This is a genomic window from Pseudoalteromonas luteoviolacea, assembly GCF_021654285.1.
GTDB classification, from domain to species: Bacteria; Pseudomonadota; Gammaproteobacteria; order Enterobacterales; family Alteromonadaceae; genus Pseudoalteromonas; species Pseudoalteromonas luteoviolacea_J.
In genome coordinates, this window is record NZ_JAKFZS010000027.1 from 57,037 (window position 1) to 77,143 (window position 20,107).

Annotated in this window: 12 protein-coding genes and 7 tRNA genes; 15 read left to right on the forward strand and 4 right to left on the reverse strand. The window is 43.3% G+C overall.

Translation table 11 applies throughout. From position 1 onward, the window contains the following. The first annotated feature begins 149 nt into the window (after nucleotides 1-149). The 7 genes from L1077_RS21085 (at nucleotide 150) to L1077_RS21115 (ending at nucleotide 878) form a co-directional block, all read left to right on the forward strand. Nucleotides 150-226, forward strand: a tRNA-Asp gene (locus L1077_RS21085). A 26-nt stretch (nucleotides 227-252) separates the two neighbouring features. Further along, a tRNA-Asp gene (locus L1077_RS21090) sits at nucleotides 253-329 on the forward strand. A 28-nt stretch (nucleotides 330-357) separates the two neighbouring features. Then, a tRNA-Asp gene (locus tag L1077_RS21095) sits at nucleotides 358-434 on the forward strand. A 29-nt stretch (nucleotides 435-463) separates the two neighbouring features. Beyond that, nucleotides 464-540: transfer RNA gene (locus L1077_RS21100), tRNA-Asp, on the forward strand. 49 nt (nucleotides 541-589) lie between these two features. Further along, nucleotides 590-666, forward strand: a tRNA-Asp gene (locus L1077_RS21105). A 24-nt stretch (nucleotides 667-690) separates the two neighbouring features. Then, nucleotides 691-767 (forward strand) — tRNA-Asp (locus tag L1077_RS21110). Nucleotides 768-801: 34 nt separating this feature from the next. Beyond that, nucleotides 802-878, forward strand: a tRNA-Asp gene (locus L1077_RS21115). Between the two features lie 203 nt (nucleotides 879-1,081). Here L1077_RS21115 and L1077_RS21120 read toward each other — a convergent pair. The 3 genes from L1077_RS21120 to L1077_RS21130 all read right to left on the reverse strand — a co-directional run bounded on the left by L1077_RS21120 (nucleotide 1,082) and on the right by L1077_RS21130 (nucleotide 6,999). After that, nucleotides 1,082-2,812, reverse strand: a complete 1,731-nt coding sequence (locus L1077_RS21120; protein ID WP_237138868.1) for a HEAT repeat domain-containing protein — start codon at nucleotides 2,810-2,812, stop codon at nucleotides 1,082-1,084. Between the two features lie 11 nt (nucleotides 2,813-2,823). Further along, nucleotides 2,824-4,749 carry a hypothetical protein gene (locus L1077_RS21125; protein WP_063363546.1) on the reverse strand — a complete coding sequence of 642 codons (1,926 nt, stop codon included), beginning with the start codon at nucleotides 4,747-4,749 and terminating at the stop codon, nucleotides 2,824-2,826. A gap of 156 nt (nucleotides 4,750-4,905) precedes the next feature. Beyond that, a complete protein-coding gene (locus L1077_RS21130; RefSeq protein WP_237138869.1) occupies nucleotides 4,906-6,999 on the reverse strand; it encodes a winged helix-turn-helix domain-containing protein in 2,094 nt (697 codons plus the stop codon). Nucleotides 7,000-7,162: 163 nt separating this feature from the next. Here L1077_RS21130 and L1077_RS21135 point away from each other — a divergent pair, with 163 nt between their 5' ends. From L1077_RS21135 to L1077_RS21150, 4 genes are all read left to right on the forward strand, one after another. Next, a complete protein-coding gene (locus tag L1077_RS21135) occupies nucleotides 7,163-9,412 on the forward strand; it encodes a DUF5916 domain-containing protein (RefSeq protein WP_237138870.1) in 2,250 nt (749 codons plus the stop codon). Between the two features lie 75 nt (nucleotides 9,413-9,487). Further along, nucleotides 9,488-10,384 carry an SMP-30/gluconolactonase/LRE family protein gene (locus L1077_RS21140; RefSeq protein WP_237138871.1) on the forward strand — a complete coding sequence of 299 codons (897 nt, stop codon included), beginning with the start codon at nucleotides 9,488-9,490 and terminating at the stop codon, nucleotides 10,382-10,384. Nucleotides 10,385-10,477: 93 nt separating this feature from the next. Continuing rightward, on the forward strand, nucleotides 10,478-11,062 hold the full coding sequence (locus tag L1077_RS21145) for an ABC transporter ATP-binding protein (RefSeq protein ID WP_237138872.1): 585 nt from the start codon (nucleotides 10,478-10,480) through the stop codon (nucleotides 11,060-11,062). 8 nt (nucleotides 11,063-11,070) lie between these two features. Beyond that, entirely contained in the window at nucleotides 11,071-12,147 is a 1,077-nt protein-coding gene (locus tag L1077_RS21150; RefSeq protein WP_237138873.1) for a DUF6136 family protein, read from the forward strand. A gap of 49 nt (nucleotides 12,148-12,196) precedes the next feature. Here L1077_RS21150 and fadE read toward each other — a convergent pair whose 3' ends face one another. Then, on the reverse strand, nucleotides 12,197-14,647 hold the full coding sequence (fadE, locus tag L1077_RS21155; protein ID WP_063363551.1) for an acyl-CoA dehydrogenase FadE: 2,451 nt from the start codon (nucleotides 14,645-14,647) through the stop codon (nucleotides 12,197-12,199). Between the two features lie 202 nt (nucleotides 14,648-14,849). On the opposite strand from fadE, the gene L1077_RS21160 reads away from it, so the two are divergent. From L1077_RS21160 to L1077_RS21175, 4 genes are all read left to right on the forward strand, one after another. Continuing rightward, the gene (locus tag L1077_RS21160; protein WP_237138874.1) at nucleotides 14,850-15,140 is read left to right on the forward strand and encodes a DUF6419 family natural product biosynthesis protein; all 291 of its coding nucleotides are present in this window, start codon (nucleotides 14,850-14,852) and stop codon (nucleotides 15,138-15,140) included. 59 nt (nucleotides 15,141-15,199) lie between these two features. Then, nucleotides 15,200-16,330 (forward strand): 4-phosphoerythronate dehydrogenase, encoded by a 1,131-nt coding sequence (locus tag L1077_RS21165; protein ID WP_237138875.1) that lies wholly within the window; start codon nucleotides 15,200-15,202, stop codon nucleotides 16,328-16,330. 2 nt (nucleotides 16,331-16,332) lie between these two features. Further along, nucleotides 16,333-17,349 carry an aspartate-semialdehyde dehydrogenase gene (locus L1077_RS21170; protein ID WP_063363554.1) on the forward strand — a complete coding sequence of 339 codons (1,017 nt, stop codon included), beginning with the start codon at nucleotides 16,333-16,335 and terminating at the stop codon, nucleotides 17,347-17,349. A 268-nt stretch (nucleotides 17,350-17,617) separates the two neighbouring features. Then, nucleotides 17,618-20,107, forward strand: a 2,490-nt coding sequence (locus tag L1077_RS21175) for a FimV/HubP family polar landmark protein (protein ID WP_343222270.1), incomplete at its 3' end; no start/stop codon positions are given.

Sequence of the window (20,107 nt, forward strand, 5' to 3'; positions counted from 1 at the left end):
CAAGCTGCTTTAATTTTCATCGTGTAACTGCATTAATCGCTAAAAATGCAGTTTTTTTCAAAAAAATAGTTGACTCTGAAAGGGGTCATTCGTATTATTCACGCCGCTGTCAGGGAGCACACCTTGTCAGTGAGATACAAAGTTATCGCGGAGTGGTAGTTCAGTTGGTTAGAATACCGGCCTGTCACGCCGGGGGTCGCGGGTTCGAGTCCCGTCCACTCCGCCACTTAATTTTGTATTGCGATGTAAGCTGGAGTGGTAGTTCAGTTGGTTAGAATACCGGCCTGTCACGCCGGGGGTCGCGGGTTCGAGTCCCGTCCACTCCGCCAACCGCTTACATATGTGCATTGCTTCTTTGGAGTGGTAGTTCAGTTGGTTAGAATACCGGCCTGTCACGCCGGGGGTCGCGGGTTCGAGTCCCGTCCACTCCGCCATTTAAATAAAGAAGCAAGCTAAATCACTTGGAGTGGTAGTTCAGTTGGTTAGAATACCGGCCTGTCACGCCGGGGGTCGCGGGTTCGAGTCCCGTCCACTCCGCCATTTGGCTTTTTAGTGTTTTAGCAAAAAAATATGACAATACGCTTACTGCGGAGTGGTAGTTCAGTTGGTTAGAATACCGGCCTGTCACGCCGGGGGTCGCGGGTTCGAGTCCCGTCCACTCCGCCATTTAGCGTAAAAAGATATCTCTGCGGAGTGGTAGTTCAGTTGGTTAGAATACCGGCCTGTCACGCCGGGGGTCGCGGGTTCGAGTCCCGTCCACTCCGCCATTTGATATCTTAAAGAACATATACATGCCACTGCGGAGTGGTAGTTCAGTTGGTTAGAATACCGGCCTGTCACGCCGGGGGTCGCGGGTTCGAGTCCCGTCCACTCCGCCATTCATGTCTATCATGCATGAATTATCTCCTCTATTATTTAAATCTTGTTTTAATCTATTTTTTCAATTTATACGTTTTCCTATTCAAGAATTTATCAAAACTAAATATTAATGTCTGATCTGCCATCTTGTTGGTGTTTTATACAGGGCGCCTATGAGCTTCTAATGGGAGGTGGCTGAAAAGGGCATCCTTGCCTCTACTGATTAGTTATTTCCGTGGATAGCGTTCATCAGGGCTCTGAGCACTTGCTGATCGCGTTCTTGCTTGAGTAACGGCTTAAGCTTGTTTTTTATCTCTTGATTATGGGTCATTTGCTTTGCGGCTGCATTGATGGCGGCAACTCGCACTGCATTACTTTGCTGCTTTTGCGCAAAACCAATAACATTGTCTATTTGACGTTCAGAGAGTTGATTATTCCCCATGGCTGATAGCAATGCTTGTTGTGTGTCAGTATTTGATTCACTTTTGAGCGACTTTTCTAGGTAGCCTAAACTTATCTCATTTGGCATGTTCCCCAAAGCCTGTGCGGCCTTTGCACGAAGCTTCGCATCATCATTTTGTAAGAACTTAGAAATACTCTCTTGGTGCGCCTCATCAGCACTGTTACCTAATGCTGTTAGTAATGTTGCCTGTTTTTTGGCATCGAGTGTGGTTACCAGTCTATCTGCCAGTGATTCAGTCAAGGATTGAGCGAACTCACTACCAGCTTGGTTACTTGCTATGACGCCCAATACCATAAGCGCTGTACGTGCTAGTTTTTCATCGCTTGAGGTTAACTCTTCACTGTCTATATGGCTGTAGATAGAGTCAATGAGCTCTGGAGACAAAGGATGCTCGCTGTATTTTAATGCCATTAAACTGCGAAAGCGTTGATTGGCATCGAGCTCTGTATCTAAGTAGAGGTCAGTTAATAATTGATGGGCATAGGTAAAATCACTTTTACCAATCATAAGGAGTAAACGACTGAGCTGTTTATCTTCGAAGGAGCCCTGCTTGATCAAGCTGTGCAATACATTTAAATGTATTTGGTTATCATAAAGAAGTTGTAGCAGTGCCTCTGTTGATAGAGCGCGTAAATCTTTGCTTAGCAGTAAGTTTGTAAAGCTTTTTGCACTGGCAAGCGGCACAGGCTTAGGCTTTGGGTATACGCTATTTAAGGGCAGTTGTGGCCACTTTAATGGCGAGAGTGGCAACGACATTAACGCAATATTTGCTGCAATCGGTTGCTGTTTTTGAGTATATCGAATAGTTTGAGAGACATTAATATTGATATCGCCTTTGGCGCTTTCAACCAGGGTATTGTTGTATCCTTGCAATTCACTTATCCAGCAATCCGTTAAGTTGAAAGTGAATAAATCTTGTTTTATGTGTGGTTTCTTAAAGGAAAATAGCTGAGTCCCTTGTGTCGTCAACGTGTAGTCTAACTTTTGCTTTTGAATTGATTGATCTGCGCGTGCCTGATACTGAATTCGATAGCGACCAAGATTGTCATTTTCTTCCAAAATGACCGGTGCACTTAAATCGAGCTGTTTTACATGCTCAATATGAAACTGCTGATAAATGGCCATTAATTTTTGTTCATCTTCAGGCTTAAGCTTGGCTGCAAAGTGATAGTCTAAAATATCACCCGATGATGCGATTTTTACTGCAAATGGCACACTGTAATACAAGGCTTGAATTGGCGTATTGTCGAGCTGTAATTCAGCAGATGATAGCTGCAAACCTAGCCAGTAATGCGTGTCTGTTTTTAGTAAAGGTCGATACACCAAGTCGCCAGAGACGGTGAGTTTATTTTGACTTGGGGTGTTGAGAGTGGTCATTTTTGTACTTGCATGCGTTGTAAATTCGCCCCAGCGCGCACACTCTTGGCTGGCATTAACACTGCCAAAAGGCAGTGTTAATGTGCAAAGTAATAATGGGGTAACCCGTTTCATACTTTACTCGTTTAGAACTTAAAGCTATCGCTGTAATCCAGCATTTGCCATGTTTTATTATACAAAGCGCCTGTGTCATACAAGGTTTTTGTTGCTGTCTTAGTTGGGAATGAACAACAGAACTCATAACCTGGGTACTTCACCCAAAGGTATAACTCGCCTTCAATGGCCTTCATATGATTGCTCACATCGATACCATAGGTGATTTCAGAGTCGCTTATTGCTTTACTAATATCAGTATACGCCGTGGCTGATAAGGTTTCAGAAATGATCAAAAAGTCGATGCCGATACCGCCACTGGCAATCAATAAATCAATGCCTGCTGTTGCATATGCATCAAGGCTTGCTGTTAAGATGTCACCACCGATACTAAAGCGTTGATCTTCATATTTTAATTCTGCGCCTACGCCAACTTCACCTTTAATGCCCGCAGATACACTTACTGGCACAATGGCAATCGTGAAAGTCGTAGAGAATAACTTCTGCTCTTCACTCCAATCATGCGTGTAGCTTTCATCTAGTGCCGTGACAGAGTCTGATTCAGAAATCAGTGATTTACCTAGCAGGGATACGCCCATAGAGTAACTTACAGTACCATTCGCACCATCGGCAACACCACTGGCGCCTGCGGAGAATAAGTCGACGCTGTCATCAAACATATATAGATCAAATCCGCCGCCACTTGATGCCCATGCATATCCGCCTTCTGTCGCTTTTAAAATGATCAGAGATAGGAAGCTTGGTACAACCGCGACTTTTGACTTATCACCATAGGTATTACTAAATAAGTCGAGTAAAATAAATTGCTCTGATGTTTGCTGACTAAGCGTAAAAGCCAAGTCATCGTTTGGTAAACTGCGCGCTGAACGGTTTGCTGAGTCAGTATGGGTCGGCAAATTATGCTTTGCCAATACGTCATCGTTTGGGGTGGTATCTTGATACAAGCTGTAAGGCACGTTTAAAGTGAAACTGTTATTGCTGGTATCTGCTTCGTCAAATTCTGACGTGTCATGTAAGGTGAAGCGAATATCAAAAGCGTTCTCGCTTGAGTTGACATCATAGGCTTGTCTAATTTTATGTAGCAGCGCGCCATTGACGGCAATGTCATATGGGAAATAGTGGCTTTGCTCAAACTGTGCAAAGGTGATGCGCATTTTCTCTGCATAGTGATCTTGGCCTTCTTGCCAGAAATGAGCCGTATACGCCTGATCTTCAATAATGATTTCTGCCGTGACATCCGCAGAGTTGACTGTGTTACCAAACTTACTTGCATCAATGTGACCAATGATATCCGAGCGCATTTGAGTAGGGTTACCTTCTGACTCAGCATCGCGAGTGCCAAACTCAGGGAACATGGCAAAGCCATCCCCGACGGTTGCTCTATCAAGCACAAAATCATGGTAATGGGATGAATCTATGGTGATTTGCGCATAGGTCACAAAATCATTGCTGTCATGTCCTCGCGAACGGTTGTCATCTAAGTTTGCCTCATCGGTAATGAGCTTGGCGCTGTCAACATAGGCAGCAATGACGTATTCACCACTGGGTATTTGCTCATTTGGAAACATCAGTGTTGCGGTGAAGCTTTGTGAGCCCGACTCTAGCTGTGTAATGTGGTGAACACCTAAGTTAAAGCCTTCTGGCTTGTCTTCGGTTTCAAGCTGCGCGACTTTATCTCTGGCAATTGCCATGAAAGTGACCCCAATGTTTTGGGTATCTAGCAATTCAGAGCTAATTGAATAATCGAGTGTAATTGGTTGGCCTGGTTGATAAATTGTTTGCTGCGGAGTTTTAATTTCAGTTAAAGCAACATTTGGTACTGGATCGGTTTGCGTGCTTATTTCAGGCGTGATGAGATTAGGTTTATTATCACTTTCACTGAAGCATGCAGTGAGCAAAAAAGGCATAGCTAATGCCAAATACTTAGAGCGCATCATGTTTATTTCACTATTTTTAATTACATCATGATGTTTTTATCATGAAAAAGTGGAATGATTGTGGAGAGGTATCGGGGAAATATGTCAATTATTGAAAATATATTAGTACATCTTTGAAAGCCAGTTTTTAATCTACTGGCTTTCGTTTTTGAACAGTTAACTGTCTTTAGGTTGTGGCGCGATACGTCTTATATCAGCTTCAACAGATTCCATTTTCGCCACCCTAAGCGCACCATCTGGCGTAATATCATAGTGCCAAATCAGAGGTTCTTGCCTTATTTTGGTTACCATTTGAGGAGATGAAAGAGGCATCTTCCAAATAATGTCTGTTTTTGACCAAGTGGACTGCCAGTAAAGTTCGCCGTTGACGAGGCGTGGATTTTTAATCATGTGAATCGCGTTTTTGGGAAGCGCTGTTAATGACTGTTTTTGTGCGTCAAAATTTGCCAAAGATGAGGTCAAATATAATGTATCGTCTTGCAAAACAATCCAGCTTTGTTGCTCGGTATCAAAAATTAAAAAATCTGACGCAAACTTTGTTTTGGTGAGCAAGCTGCCATCTAAATTAAAGGTATGAACAAATTGCGTGTCACTGGACCAAATGCTTTGCTGATCAAGCCAGCCAAATTGTCTTGGCATACTATTGTGCTGACTATCAAAACTGATAATGACATCCTCTCTATCATACAGCACGAGCTCTTTATCTCGATTTGAGAGAATTTTGCTGAGCTGTGGATCCCAGGCTAAAAAGCTGACCAGTTCATGGCCTTTATTGAACGACAGCTGTTTTAACTGGTTGTTAGAGTGCAGGTAGATCTCACATTGCCCAGTTCTGCGTGACATAAAGACGGTTTCACCTAAATCATTGGTGACTGGCAGGAAGTCGTTACTTGAGCTAGAAAATATCGGTAGGTCATCTTGGTCTCGAATGTTCACCTGCCAGGTTTCTGCTGCTGTATAAATATCGCCACTTTGGTCAATAGAGAGATTGCTAAACATCCCTTGAGAGGTTGCAAACACAGGGTAAGTTTGACCATTTCTATGTTTGCCGATTAAGTTGTAGTGAGCGCTATCATCATTACTCACTATCGTTTTTTTTTCTGGGTCAAAATTAAAAAGCCAGATAGGGAAGCTCCAAGTTAAATGGACTTTACCGTCTAAGCTGACTAAACGCGAGTTGTGTTCGGCATCGACAATGAGGTAATAAATTTGCTCACCCCAAGCTCGAATCGCACCAACATACTTCTCATTCGCCTTTTTTGGTAATGGAATTTTGACTAATTGCTTTTGTTCAACACGATATAAGTAAGCGCTATGTTCTGATTTTTCAATGATGGTCAACACCAACTCATTGTCAGATTGCCAAACTGGCGGACGTATTACGTGGCATGGCATAGGCTCACTGCTGTGAATCATGTCACCATGCTCATCACTGATGTGCAGTATGCATTTGTCACCTTGATACTGCCAATAGGCAAGCTGCTTTTTCTCAGGATGCCAAGTAGGATGTGCAATGCGTGTGTCAAATGTCCGTGTTTGTTGGTACTGCCCCTTTTTATCTGTGATTTTTAGGGTGTTGAATTGTTCAATGTAGGCTAATAAGTCATATTGAATGTGCGCTGCAACATTAAACTCGACACCGAGTGCATAGGTAATGTCTTCACGTTCATATACTGGAGTTACAATATCATCTGGTGTTGATGAAAAAAACGCGATGGCACTAAAGCAAGCACCAGCAGAGAGAGTGAGTGCCCAGCAGCGCTTTTTAGTCAGTAGTGATTGAATTTGACTGGACAAGGGTAACTTAGTCTTGGCGAGTTGGTTTTGGGTCGTTATGTTGCTATCGCGCTTCACTGGCTCACTTTCTGACATGCTGATGACAGACACTTCAGGTAAAAATAAATACCCTTTTTTTGGCACGGTTTTAATGTATAGCGGATTTTTAGCGCTATCTTGAAGCTCTTTACGCAGCTTAGTAAGTAGCTGGTAGAGACTGTTTGCCTCTACAATGGTATTTGGCCAAAGCTGCTTATTGAGCATTTCTTTGGTGAGGACTTGGCCTTGTTGTATGATCAGTAAAGTGAGTAATCGAGCAACTTGTGGTTCCAGTTTACTCACAGTGTGAGTTTGTGTATTCCACAATTCATCCTTGTCATTAAAGAATTGCCAATGGGCAAATTGAAAGCGTTTGTTTTCTTCATTGTCGACTTTTTTGGTGCTGTGTTCAATAGCAGTATTTTCACGATCCATCTTCCAACCTTGTTGTCATATTAGGCTCAACTCAAAGGTAACCTTGTTCAGGTTAAAGTCAATCTTGTTCAGCCATTTAAAACTATTCTTCAGAAAACCATAAGCTTTTAAACGTTCAATATTTGCTTATATAACAGCCCTCTAGATAAAAGGGGGAAATTGAATGAGGGCATGCAAGTGCAGTGTTTTAGCAATGGTTATTGGCTCAATTATACCTGTAAGTTATGCTAACTCACTCATTATTGACGGGAAACTTGATGATCAAGCTTGGCAATCAGCACAAAAAATAGAAACGTTTTTTCAGGTTGTGCCAGCCACACATAAAGTGTTTAACGATAAGCTCAATGCACAGGTATTTTCGGATCAATCGGGCATTTATATTGGCATCACTAACTTTCAGCCTGAGCACAGTCGTAAAAAGCAGTTTAATCTGCAAGATGGCTTTATGCAGGCTGATTTTAACCGCGTGTATATAGATTTCTCAGGTGATGGCAGCAGTGCTTACTTATTTGCAATCACACTCGGTGGTGGTACTCAAGATGCGGTGGTGACTGCACAGCGAACCACAGATCATGACTGGGATGGAGACTGGCAAAGTGCTTATCATGAGTATGCGACGCATTGGAGCAGTGAGATATTTATTCCTTGGCACAGTGTGTCATTCTCTCCAAAGCTCAATGAGCAGGGGTTAGCGACTATCGGGCTTGGGGTCCAGCTGTATGAGCTAGGGTCTAATCATATTTTCGCCAATCAGCAGCAAACATTATCTAACAGTGACTTCTTTTTAAATATGCCAAAGCTCGAAGTCAAAGTGCCTGTGCAATCTCAATTAAGCTTTGTTCCCTACATGACACACCAGCATCATTTTACTGAGCGTCAGGGGAAAAATAGAGAATCAGATGTGGGTTTTGATTTACTTTACAAACCAGCTCACAACCAAACTTTGTCTGTGGCAATGAACCCTGACTTTGCCCAAGTTGATAGTGATGATGTCGATGTAAATTACTCAGCGGTAGAGACCCTAAGGACTGATAAACGGCCCTTTTTTACTCAAGATATTAGTGTGTTTAATGTTGATGCGCTACAAGACACTAAGTTGATCCATACCCGCCGAATAGGGGCGAGCAGTGATGATGGTAGCGAGATGATCACGCCTATTGACGGGGCTGTACGTTTTGTTCATCAAGGCACGCATAATCAGTGGGGGGGATTTGCGGTACGTGAAAATAGCCTAGATAACACAGTGGGTAAACATTTCTATGCGGGCCGATATAGCTATCGAACGGCGAATTGGCGAACGGGGGTTTTAGCGACACATGTAGAGCGGCCTTGGCTTAACCGTCAAGCTCACAGCGCCGCTTGGGACAGCCAATATCAAAGTGAAACATGGTCAGTGCAAAGCGCTTTTTTACTGAGTCAAATTGATGGCGAAGAGCAAAATACCGGTAATGGGGCGTCGCTCGATATTGGCTATCAGTTCTCTCCAAATACCAGCGCGTCGGGAAAGTACTTGCGGCTCAATCAATACTTTAATAACCGAGATATGGGTTATATGAAGCGCAATGATTGGCAGTATATGAACTTAAATTTTAGCCATGCAGTGAACATTAACAATAATTGGTTGACGCGGGCCAAGCATGTATTTGATGTCTCTTATGAAACGAATACAGATGGTTTAAAGCTACCCTCAAAGCAGGGATATAGAGCGGAACTCATGATGAGTAATGGCGCGCAGTGGACGGTGCAGTTGGATCATACCGGTAAGGGCTGGCAAGATAATATCGGCGCTGACAGTATTGCGTTTGAACTCCCTGAAGCTTTTGAAACGAGAGTATTATATGTGAGTCCTTATTCAGGCAGCTTTAGCTGGGCGGCGAGTATAGAGTTTGATCAAGAGGGTTTATCTGGGCATGCTCAGCAATATGCGCTAGATATGACATGGATGCCGCATGAAAACTGGAATGTTAAGTTTAATAATTTTTATCGCAATGGCGACGGTTGGCTGGTCGCCAATAAGCGCAACCAAATCACAGAATATGATAGACGTTACTTTGTAAATACCATAGAGCTCTCTTCGCTGCTAGCTGACAATCTGGAGCTCTCAGCGAATGTGCAATGGTCTGTATTAGAGGCAGCAAGTAAGGAGGTTTTTCAGATAACTGAGCAAGGCTTGGTGCAGCGAAATAATCTTGATACTAGTTTTGTTGATAAAGGCCTCATGTCTCAATTTAAATTACGATATCGTCTGGGGGCGTACTCTGACATTTATTTGGTGTATCGCCGTGGCGGCCGAGATATTGCGGCTTTGCAGCGGGACAACGTAGGCGAACAGGGATGGCTTGATGGCGTGGAGCAAAACTGGACTAGACCAGACGAGGACAGTGCGATTTTTAAGGTGCGTTATCTATTTTGATACGTAGAGTGAATAAATCTCAATTCACAACCTACTGCCCAGATTGCATACTAAATTTTTTCCATGGAGCGAATTATGAAAGCAATTCTGGGCACTACTTTGTTAATAATTGGGTTGGGTGGTTGTCAAAGCCTTAACACGCCTAATGAACCTTTATATCAAACTCAGGATTGGGTCGCTGATGGGGAGTTTACAAACGGAGTAGAGGGACCCGCAGTCGATGCACGTGGTGTGTTATATGCGGTGAATTATAAAGAGCAGGGAACGATTGGCCAGATCACCGCGCAAAATAATGCTTCTTTATACGTTAAGCTTCCCAAGGGCAGCATAGGTAACGGGATCCGTTTTGATAAAAAAGGCAATATGTATATTGCAGATTATACGCAGCACAATATATTGCAAATTACCCCACAAAAGCGGATCCGTGTTTTTGCCCATGAGCCTACTATGAATCAACCTAACGATATTGCCATCGCAGACGATGGCACTTTGTATGCGAGCGACCCTAACTGGCAAGGTGGGAATGGTCAGGTATGGCGTATTAGCACAACAGGGCAAGTTGAGCGCTTAAAAAAAGACATGGGCACCACCAATGGGATAGAGATAAGCCCGGGTAATACTGTGCTGTATGTAAATGAGAGTGTTCAGCAAAGGATCTGGGCGTTTGACATAAACAAAAATGGACAGTTGGGTGAAGCCAGGTTGTTTTATCAATTTGATGACCATGGTCTGGACGGGATGCGTACTGACGAGCGAGGTAATTTATACGTTGCGCGCTACGGCGCTGGTGAAGTAGCCATACTATCTCCGAAAGGCGAGTTACTGAGAACGGTTAAATTGAAAGGTAAATATCCCACAAATGTGGCATTTGGCGGTAAGTCAGGCCGACAAGTCTTTGTGACTATGCAAAAGCGTGGGGCTATTGAAAGCTTTTATAGCGAGTATGCGGGTAGAGCTATGACATCGCTTTGATGACTTGTTTAGATAAATTTTGCAACACTTTAACGATTCAAAAGTAAACGGGCTACTTGTTATTATGCACTAAAAATAATAAGTAGGCTGTTTATGATCAAAGTTGAAAATTTAACAAAAGTGTTTGTCCATAAACCCATTTTTGAAAAATATCATATCGAATTTAATGCGCCTAAAGTGTGCTTAGAAGCCCCGAATGGATTGGGTAAAAGTACCTTGTTTTCTATTATTTCGGGCATTGATCGCGCCTATAGCGGGGCCATTTATTATGATGGAGAGCAACTGAAAACACCGCAAGAAAAAGTCGCGTTGGCATCAGACAATATTGCGTTTCCCATCTTTTTGACAGCGAAGCAACTGCTGAGCATGACTCAGCAAAGTTGGCAATGTCCTTTTCCTGACAAGTTGATTGAATTACTTGGCTTTTCTTCTTTTTTAGATACCATATTTAGCGCGCTGTCATCAGGTAACCAAAAAAAGTTGCAGCTGATCAATGCTTTGATGCGCCACACACCTTATGTCATTTTAGATGAGCCAAGTGCGGCATTAGATCATCAAAGTACTCAGCACCTCATTGACTATATACAGGATTATCAAGGACAGATCCTGATCAGCTGCCATGAGCCTGCACCTTTTTTTGAGGTGGGCTTTGTGCCTCAACCGCTATTTAAAAGCTAGGAGGGCACTTGGTTCATTATTATCGATACAGATTGAGCGCATTTAAGGTAGAGCTGAAAGAACTCCGTCGTCAGCTAGCTGAGTTTTCTTTGCTTTTAGCGACGCTATTTTTTGTTTATTTACCAGGTTTGGCTTTAGGGGTCTTTTTTGCGCTTGGCAAAATTGTGCAATATGACTCAGAGTCACAAGTGATCTATATGACATTTGGCTTTCTGCTTTTGCAAAGCCTGTTACTGCACACCTTAAAAAGTGCGGTGTTAGATACAGCGCATCGCAGTTATCATGGGACCTTATTGAAATCTAGAGTGCATCAATGGCTCGCGGATCAAGGTTTACTGCTGCTTTGCCATGTGTTGTTTTTATCGGCTTTACTTCTAGCGGTATCAATGGGGTGGGAAAACTTGCGTCAAGCGCCACAGTTGATCATGTTTATGTTGAGTCAGCTTATGCTCGCAGCCATCTTACTTTATCGGCCAATCTCTGTTTTGGTGGTATTGGTAGCAGCATGCTTACTGACTTTTATATGCCAGCACTTTATGACTTATTATGCGGCTTTGATGGTCTTGTTAGGAGTATCGTTGTGGCTGCCACGTGATTACAAAGCGATAAAGCTGAGCAAAGTCACAGCGCATAGTTTTTGGGTGCAATGGACTCTTGAACAGCCATGGGTTGTGATCTGGCGTCTCGGAATGACGATTTTAACCTATTGGTGCATTTGGATAATTGTTACAGAGCGTCCAGATCTAAAAAGTTACTACGTGGTGATGGCGCAATTATTTGTAGTGCTTTGGTGGAGCAGTTTATTAATTGATACTAACAAGCAGGTTATTAAACACCGCAGTTTTTGGTATTCGTTATCTCAGTTCAAGCAGATCCAACGCAGCCAGTGTGTATTTGTATTTAGCTTAACGACTTTGATGTGGCTTGGCGGCATTACCCTGTTGGGAAGTGGTACTTTTGAACTTGTAACCTTATTTGCGGCACCCTTGATGATGTGGGTTATTTTACACTCGGTGCGGTTTATGGCACTCACTTGGGCTATTGTCGTTGTGGCGATTATGCTGGCCAAGGTTTTGGTAGAATAACCATGAAAAAGGCCGGGTAATCCGGCCTTTTTATGATTAACTTTGTGGCTTAAGCAGCATCTACATTACTGTCTACCACTCGAGCTTTACCTGCCAGTAAATCGGCTGGGTCAAAATCATCAACATTTATCACTGCCAGTCTCTTGGCCTCAACAGCGGCAAGACTATCTGCTTCTTGCTGAGTCAAAATGCCACTTTCAAGGCCCATACTGGCGACTTTGTCTAGTTGCATAAACGGCAGCTTTTGACCTTTAGCGCGGCACACCTTGTCAAAGATTGGCTCAATAGCCAAGATGTCTTTGAGTGTTTGCTCTTGCTTACCGATCAAGTTACGCGGCTCGTCAGTGGTGTAGATGTAGTTTGCCAGGCGGTCACGTGTTTCATTAGGCGTTTGTAGCAACTTGGCAATATCGTGTTCCATTTGGTCTGTTGGCTTGCGCACAGGACGGCCAAATGGGAACAATATCAACTTTAATGCTCCGCGAAGTGCCATTGATGGCATATTATTTATCAAGTCCGCTAGTGCTCGTTGACACAAGTATAAATGCTCCTGACACGCCCATTTTACTAAAGGAAGATCTTCTTTTCTGCGGCCTTCATCGTTGTATCGCTTCAGCGTAGCTGACACTAAATACAAATAACTTAACAGATCACCTAATCGTGCTGAGATACGCTCTTTGCGTTTCAAGGAGCCACCAAATACTGCCATGCAGATGTCAGACATGAGGGCCAATGAAGCGCTGTAACGCGCAGCATTGCGGTAGTAGTCTGCTGTTTCATCATTAAATGGCACTTTGGTAAAACGACCGCCGGTGATGGCTAGCCACTTAGTGCGTACTAGATTAGAAATAGTAAAGCCAATATGGCCCATTAATGCGGAATCAAAGCTATCAAGCGCTTCTTGCTTGTCTTTGATATTACATGCGTTTAATTCAGCCAAAACAAATGGGTGACAGCGAATAGCCCCTTGTCCGTAAATAATCATGTTACGGGTTAAGATGTTTGCACCTTCAACAGTAATGGCAATCGGCGCGCCTTGGTAGCCACGTCCCAAATAATTGTTTGGACCTAAGCAAATACCTTTACCACCGTGAATATCCATAGCATGAATGGTCGCATCGCGCATTTGCTCAGTTAAGTGATATTTTAGGATGGCTGAGATCACAGATGGCTTTTCACCTGAGTCGACAGCCCCTGTAGACATGCTTAATGCAGCGTCGCTACTGTATGCATAGCCGCCGAGTTTTGACAGCGCTTCTTCAATGCCTTCCATTTTGCCAATTGGCAGTTTGAACTGACGGCGAATACGGCTATACGCACCACTTGCCAGTGCTAAAGTTTTTATGCCACCTGTTGAGTTTGAAGGCAGAGTAATTACACGGCCAACGGATAGACACTCAACTAGCATACGCCAGCCTTGACCAGCCATTTTGGGGCCACCAATGATGAAATCTAATGGTACAAAAACGTCCTTACCGCGTGTTGGGCCATTTTGAAATGGTACATTTAGCGGGAAGTGACGACGACCAATTTCAACACCCGGCATGGAGGTTGGGATAAGCGCACACGTGATACCAATATCTTCTTTATCACCTAGCAAGCCATCAGGATCTTGCATTTTAAATGCTAGGCCCAGCACGGTTGAAACAGGTGCAAGCGTGATATAGCGTTTATTCCAAGTTAAACGGATCCCAAGCGTTTCTTTTCCTTCCCATTCGCCTTTACATACGACACCAAAATCTGGGATAGAGGAGGCATCTGAGCCCGCTTCAGGTGAAGTCAGTGCAAAACATGGGATTTCATCACCTACTGCGAGGCGAGGTAAATAATGGTCTTTTTGCTCTTGCGTACCATAATGCTGAAGTAATTCACCTGGGCCTAATGAGTTTGGCACCCCGACGATTGACGATAATAGAGTTGATTTACTGGTTAATTTTTGTAGCACACACGATTGTGCATATGCTGAAAACTCTAGACCACCGTATTGTTTTTTGATGATCATAGCAAAAAACTTTTTGTCCTTAAGGTATTGCCACACTTCTTGCGGTAAATCTGTTAACTCATGGGTCGCTTCCCAGTCGTCTAACATGGCACAAACTTCTTCAACTGGGCCGTTTAAAAAAGCCTGCTCTTCGGCTGTTAATCTCGGTTTTGCAAACTGATGTAGTTTGTTCCAGTTTGGGTTACCGCAGAATAAATCAGCTTCCCACCAAGTCGTCCCTGCGTCGATTGCAGACTTTTCAGTTTCAGACATGGTAGGGGTGACTTTTTTAAATGCTTTGAAAAGGGGAGCAACAATATATTGTTGGCGGATATTAGTAACAGAAAATGGGATTGCAACGGCTAAAAAAATTAACCAAGACAATGCTCCAAAGGCGTCGGCAAAAGTACCGACAACCAAAGTCGCGGCTGCAACACCCAAGCAGGTATTCCAGCTGGCGCGATGATAGCAGGCTGCACTGACCAGTGCTATCAAAGCGATAGTAAATAAAAGTGTCATGTTGTTCTTCCTTATTAGAGGTCTGACCACATGATTAAGGCTAGCTTGTCTGACCAGTTATTTCAAGCAAAAAAGCCTCCCAAGTATCATTTTAGAAGCCAATTTTTGACCACACCAGTGTATTGCCACACTTAAAAATTGTTCAATTGCCAATTTTGTAAACTTATCTATATTACAAAAAAGACCTAAGGAGGGGTTATTTATGCAATTGGGGAATATAAGTATCATAGTGATGACGTTCACTGCCATGCTGCTCAGTGTTGAAGCATTTGAGTATGCGATTCTTATCAATTTTATCAGTAGCATAGTGTGCGCATGTTATGCATATCGTGGTGCACATACTACTGCGTTGTTGCTAGCTTGGTGCAATGTACACGCCTTTGTATTTAGTCCATTGGTCAACGTGACTGAACAGCCAAGCGTTAAGCTCTTAGTGCTATTTTTATTGAGCCTCATGTTTGGTGCATTTGGTATTGGTGCAAGGCGGAGCTAGGGTCTGTGCAATAGCTGAGTTACAATAGAGTTCCGTGCGACGTTTAGGAATAAAATTACATGAAGATCTTGGCTGATCAGAACATGCCTTTGGTGGAAGAGTTTTTCTCAAGTTTTGGAGAGGTAACCCGTTTTGACGGGCGTGCAGTGACTGCTGAGCAAGTGCAAGATGCAGATGTGTTGTTAACGCGCTCGATAACGCAAGTTAACCAAGCACTGCTAGACAATGCAGACAACCTTAAGTTTGTTGGTACGGCCACAATTGGTGTTGATCATATTGATCAAACGTATTTAGCAACGCGTAATATTGCTTTTTCTAGTGCGCCTGGGTGCAATGCGGTTGCTGTGGCTGAATACGTGATCAGTGCTTTGTATGCGTACAGTCAGGATCGTGATGTTGAGCTGCGCGGTAAAAAATTAGCCATTGTCGGTGTGGGCAACATTGGTGCGTGCTTGCAACAAAAGCTAGCGCACAGTGGTATAGAACTTATTTTGTGTGATCCAGTGCTGGCTGAGCAAGGCAAACTTAATGAGCATGTAGATATTGATACCGCGCTAGCGCAAGCTGACTTTGTGACCTTTCATGTGCCTTTAGTGAAAAGTGGCGCTCACCAAACCAAGCACTTATTAAACAAAGAAAGGATTAAGCAGTTAAAACCTAACATGTTAGTTATCAATGCTAGTCGCGGTGATGTGATTGATAATCAAGCACTCTTAGCTGCTAAGCAAGCTGGGCAGAAGTTAGAATTGATTTTAGATGTTTGGGAAAATGAGCCAAATATTTTGACTGAGTTGATGGCGCATTGCCTGTACACATCAGTGCATATCGCTGGTCACACTTTGGAAGGCAAAGCGCGGGGAACGCAAATGCTTTATCAGGCTTTGTGTAAAACGCTTGACGTTGAGCCAACTAAGCGCTTAGAAACTTTTTTACCCACACCTGCGATAAGCCAATGTCAGCTCAATAATACGTTCACTGAAAGAGATTATGGCCGTATTGTGCATATGATCTATGATATTCGCCGTGATAATGGTTTAATGCGAGCCAATTTAGAAAGTCAGGGTTTTGATGTATTACGTAAGCAATACCCGCCGAGAAGAGAGTTTTCAACGTTGAACATCGTGTCGCAGCTAAGCCATACGCAAAAGTTACAACAACTTGGCTTTCAAGTAGAAATGAATGAGGAATAAACATGTCGCAGAAATTTAACGTGGCGGTACTGGGCGCAACAGGCCTAGTCGGTAAGCAGATCATTGAAACATTAGCCGAAAGAAAATTTCCAGTTGATAAACTATACCCGCTGGCGAGCAGTCGCAGTGCAGGGGAAGAAATTGATTTCATGGGTGAAAAAGTCACCGTGCTTGATGTTGAAGAGTTTGACTTTGCAGATGCGCATATAGGCTTATTTTCTGCAGGCGGCAGTGTATCGGAAAAATATGCACCGATTGCGGCAGAAGCGGGTTGTATCGTGATAGATAACACATCACACTTTAGATATGATTATGATGTGCCTTTAGTTGTTCCAGAAGTAAACGCGAGCAGCTTAGCTGATTTTAGAAATCGAAATATTATTGCCAACCCGAATTGTTCGACGATTCAAATGCTGGTGGCGCTGAAGCCAATTTATGATGCCTATGGTATTGATCGCATCAATGTATCCACTTATCAAGCGGTATCAGGCGCGGGTAAAGAAGCAGTTGATGAGCTAGCTAAGCAAACGGCTAATTTAATGAATGCAAGGCCGATGGAAAATGACGTATTTCCAAAGCAAATTGCATTTAATGTAATACCGCAAATAGATACTTTCCAAGAAAACGGCTACACCAAAGAAGAGATGAAAATGGTGTGGGAAACGCAAAAGATTCTTGGAGATAGCAGCGTAATGGTGAACCCAACAGCTGTGCGTGTCCCAGTGTTTTTTGGCCACGCCGAAGCGATTCATTTAGAAACACGCATGCCTTTTGATTTAGAGCATGTAAAACAGTTACTTGCTGATGCACCTGGTGTAGAACTCATTGAAAATGAAGAAGATTACCCAACTCCAGTTAGTGATGCCAGTGGCAATGATACTGTGTATGTAGGCCGACTTAGAGCTGATATTTCACACCCAATGGGACTAAACTTATGGGTTGTGTCTGATAATACGCGCAAAGGTGCCGCGACAAATAGTGTGCAAATTGCTGAAGAGCTAGTCGCAAATTACCTTTAATTTTACTGTGGGGCAAAATGCAATGGCAGCATTTTGCCCCACAGATTGCACAAATCCTTCTTTTTACCACCTCCCTGATTTATAAAACATTTTCATTCTAACCATAAAGTACTATGCCAGTGTTAATATTCACTACGCTGACAATGGATATTCCCTAATAACTGGTTTATAGTTTGCAATTGGAACAGAGCTTGCAAAAAGCAAAGATGAGCAAATTTTTTATTCACTTACTGGTTGGGTAAGTGGTCACCTTAAACAAAGGAACAGCATGCGCGGTTTAGCCTTATTTTGTATCCTAGCATTGGCTTTCATAACATCCCCGGCACACACTCAAGTTGGTACCGTGTTGAAGGGCCCTAAAGGCGTTGATTATGGCCTTGAAGGGCGTTCAGTTGGTCCTATTCGCCCTTCAGATACGTTGTGGCGTATAGCACAAAAAATAAGACCTGATGATTCAGTCACCATTTATCAGGTTATGAAAGCTCTGTATGACAAAAACCCTGGCGCATTTTTAGATCAAAACCTTAATCACATGCGTGATGGCGCGTATCTACGTATCCCAACATTGGCAGAAATCAGACGAGTCAATCCAGGCATCGCAAAACAAAAATCAGATCAAGACGATGTGCTGTGGGAGAGTAAGAAAAATGGCACTTTAAATCAATCTGATATAGATGATGCCAAAAAACGCGTGACACAGGCGCGTAAAGTTGACGTTGAGCAGGCGCAAAAAGCCTTGACTAATCAGCTTAGAAATTTACGCATGGAACAAGACTCCAAGCTGCTTGATTTGCAAAACCAGTTCAAGTCTTCAGTGCAAAATGTGGAAGATATTTTAGAAGAGAATAACCTGCTCAGAAAGCAGTTGAGCAGCATTTCTGATGAGTTACAAAATGTTCGTGAGCAGCTTGGCAAAGACAGTGAGATCCAACAGCAGTTAAAAGTTGTGATTGATATGCAAAGCGAGATGATTGCGCAACAAGAAGCTGATAAAAAAGCGGCTGAAGAATCAAGTTTGAGCAAAACGCTGTCTAACCCAATTGTGATTGCCTTACTGGCGACGATACCTGCGCTGCTTATCATAGGTCTTGTGCTCTTTATGCGAAAACGCAAACAAGCAGCTGAAAGTAGTGCAGAAGATGATGAGTTCTTACCTCAAGCGCCAGCAGCCACAGCGGCTGCAGCAACAGCAGGCGCTGCAACTGCGGCAGCCGCAGCAGATCCGCTTGATCTCGATATGCCAATAACAGATGACATTTCTCCATTAGATGAAAGTGTCCAGCTTGATGATGACATTCTGCCTGAAGATGATGACATTGTGTTTGATGCTTTGGACGATGAAGATGATGGCTTTGAGACAGGCAGTAGTACGCTTGATCAAGATGAATTAGATAGCCTACTTAACGACGATATTGTTTTTGATGATGAATCGCCATCGGAGGATGCGTCGGACGATATTGACGATTTCTTGCAGCAAAGCTTTGATTCGACCGACGATGCTTTAGGTGATGAAGTAACGTTAGATGTTGAAGAAAACACCTCTGGTGGGGACGATATTTTAAGTGCTGACGATATTGATGATTTATTCAATGAGGTTGGTGATGAGCAAGATGACACACTTGATGTAAGTGATGATGCATTGGCAGCTTTAAGCGAAGAGCTGGCTGAAGAGCCTGATATTGCTGGCGATGATACGTTAGATCTGGATGATATTGATAGTTTAATCGACGAGGCGGCAGCAGAACCCCCAAAGCCTGATGAGGCTGAAGGAGTAGCTGATACTGATAGCATCTTAAGTGCAGATGATATTGACGATTTGCTTGATGGTGCATTAGACGAAGATGACCTTGTTAATGAAGAGGATGGCTTAGAACTTGACGATGTTGATAGCTTAATCGATGACGCTCAACAAGCCTCTGAAGAACAGCAAGATATAGATGATTTGCTTTCTCAAGCGGAGCAAGAAAGTGAATTGGCAGGTGAAGATGACATTGACGCTTTGCTGGCGCAGGCGAATCCAGAGCCTGAGTCGACACAAGAACTGGGCGAAGAGGGCCTAGATGATGTTGACGATATATTAGCAAGCGTAGCTGAAGAAGAAACGACCCCGGAACTTGATCTTGAGGAAACAGACCTTGCTGTTGAAGATGATTTAGGCGATATCGATGATTTACTTGCTGATGAAGGCACTGAGACTGAGCTTGAAGTAGGCATTGATGAGCTTGTTGCCGAAGAAGAGCCTACACCTGAATTAGACGTTGATGAAACAGAACTCGATGTTGAAGATGACTTAGGCGATATTGATGATTTACTTGCCGATGTCGGTGATGAAGGCATTGAGACTGAGCTTGAAGCAGGCATTGATGACCTTGTTGCTGAAGAAGAGGTTGCGCCTGAGCTAGACGCTCATGAAACAGAGCTCGATGTTGAAGATGATTTAGGTGATATCGATGATTTACTTGTCGATGTTGGTGATGAAGGCATTGAGACTGAGCTTGAAGCTGGCATTGATGACCTTGTTGCTGAAGAAGAGGTTGCGCCTGAGCTAGACGCTGAAGAAACAGAGCTCGATGTTGAAGATGACTTAGGCGATATTGATGATTTACTTGCTGATGTTGGTGATGAAGGCACTGAGATTGAGCTTGAAGCAGGCATTGATGAGCTTGTTGCTGAAGAAGAGGTCACGCCTGAACTAGACGCTCATGAAACAGAGCTCGATGTTGAAGATGGTTTAGGCGATATCGATGATTTACTTACC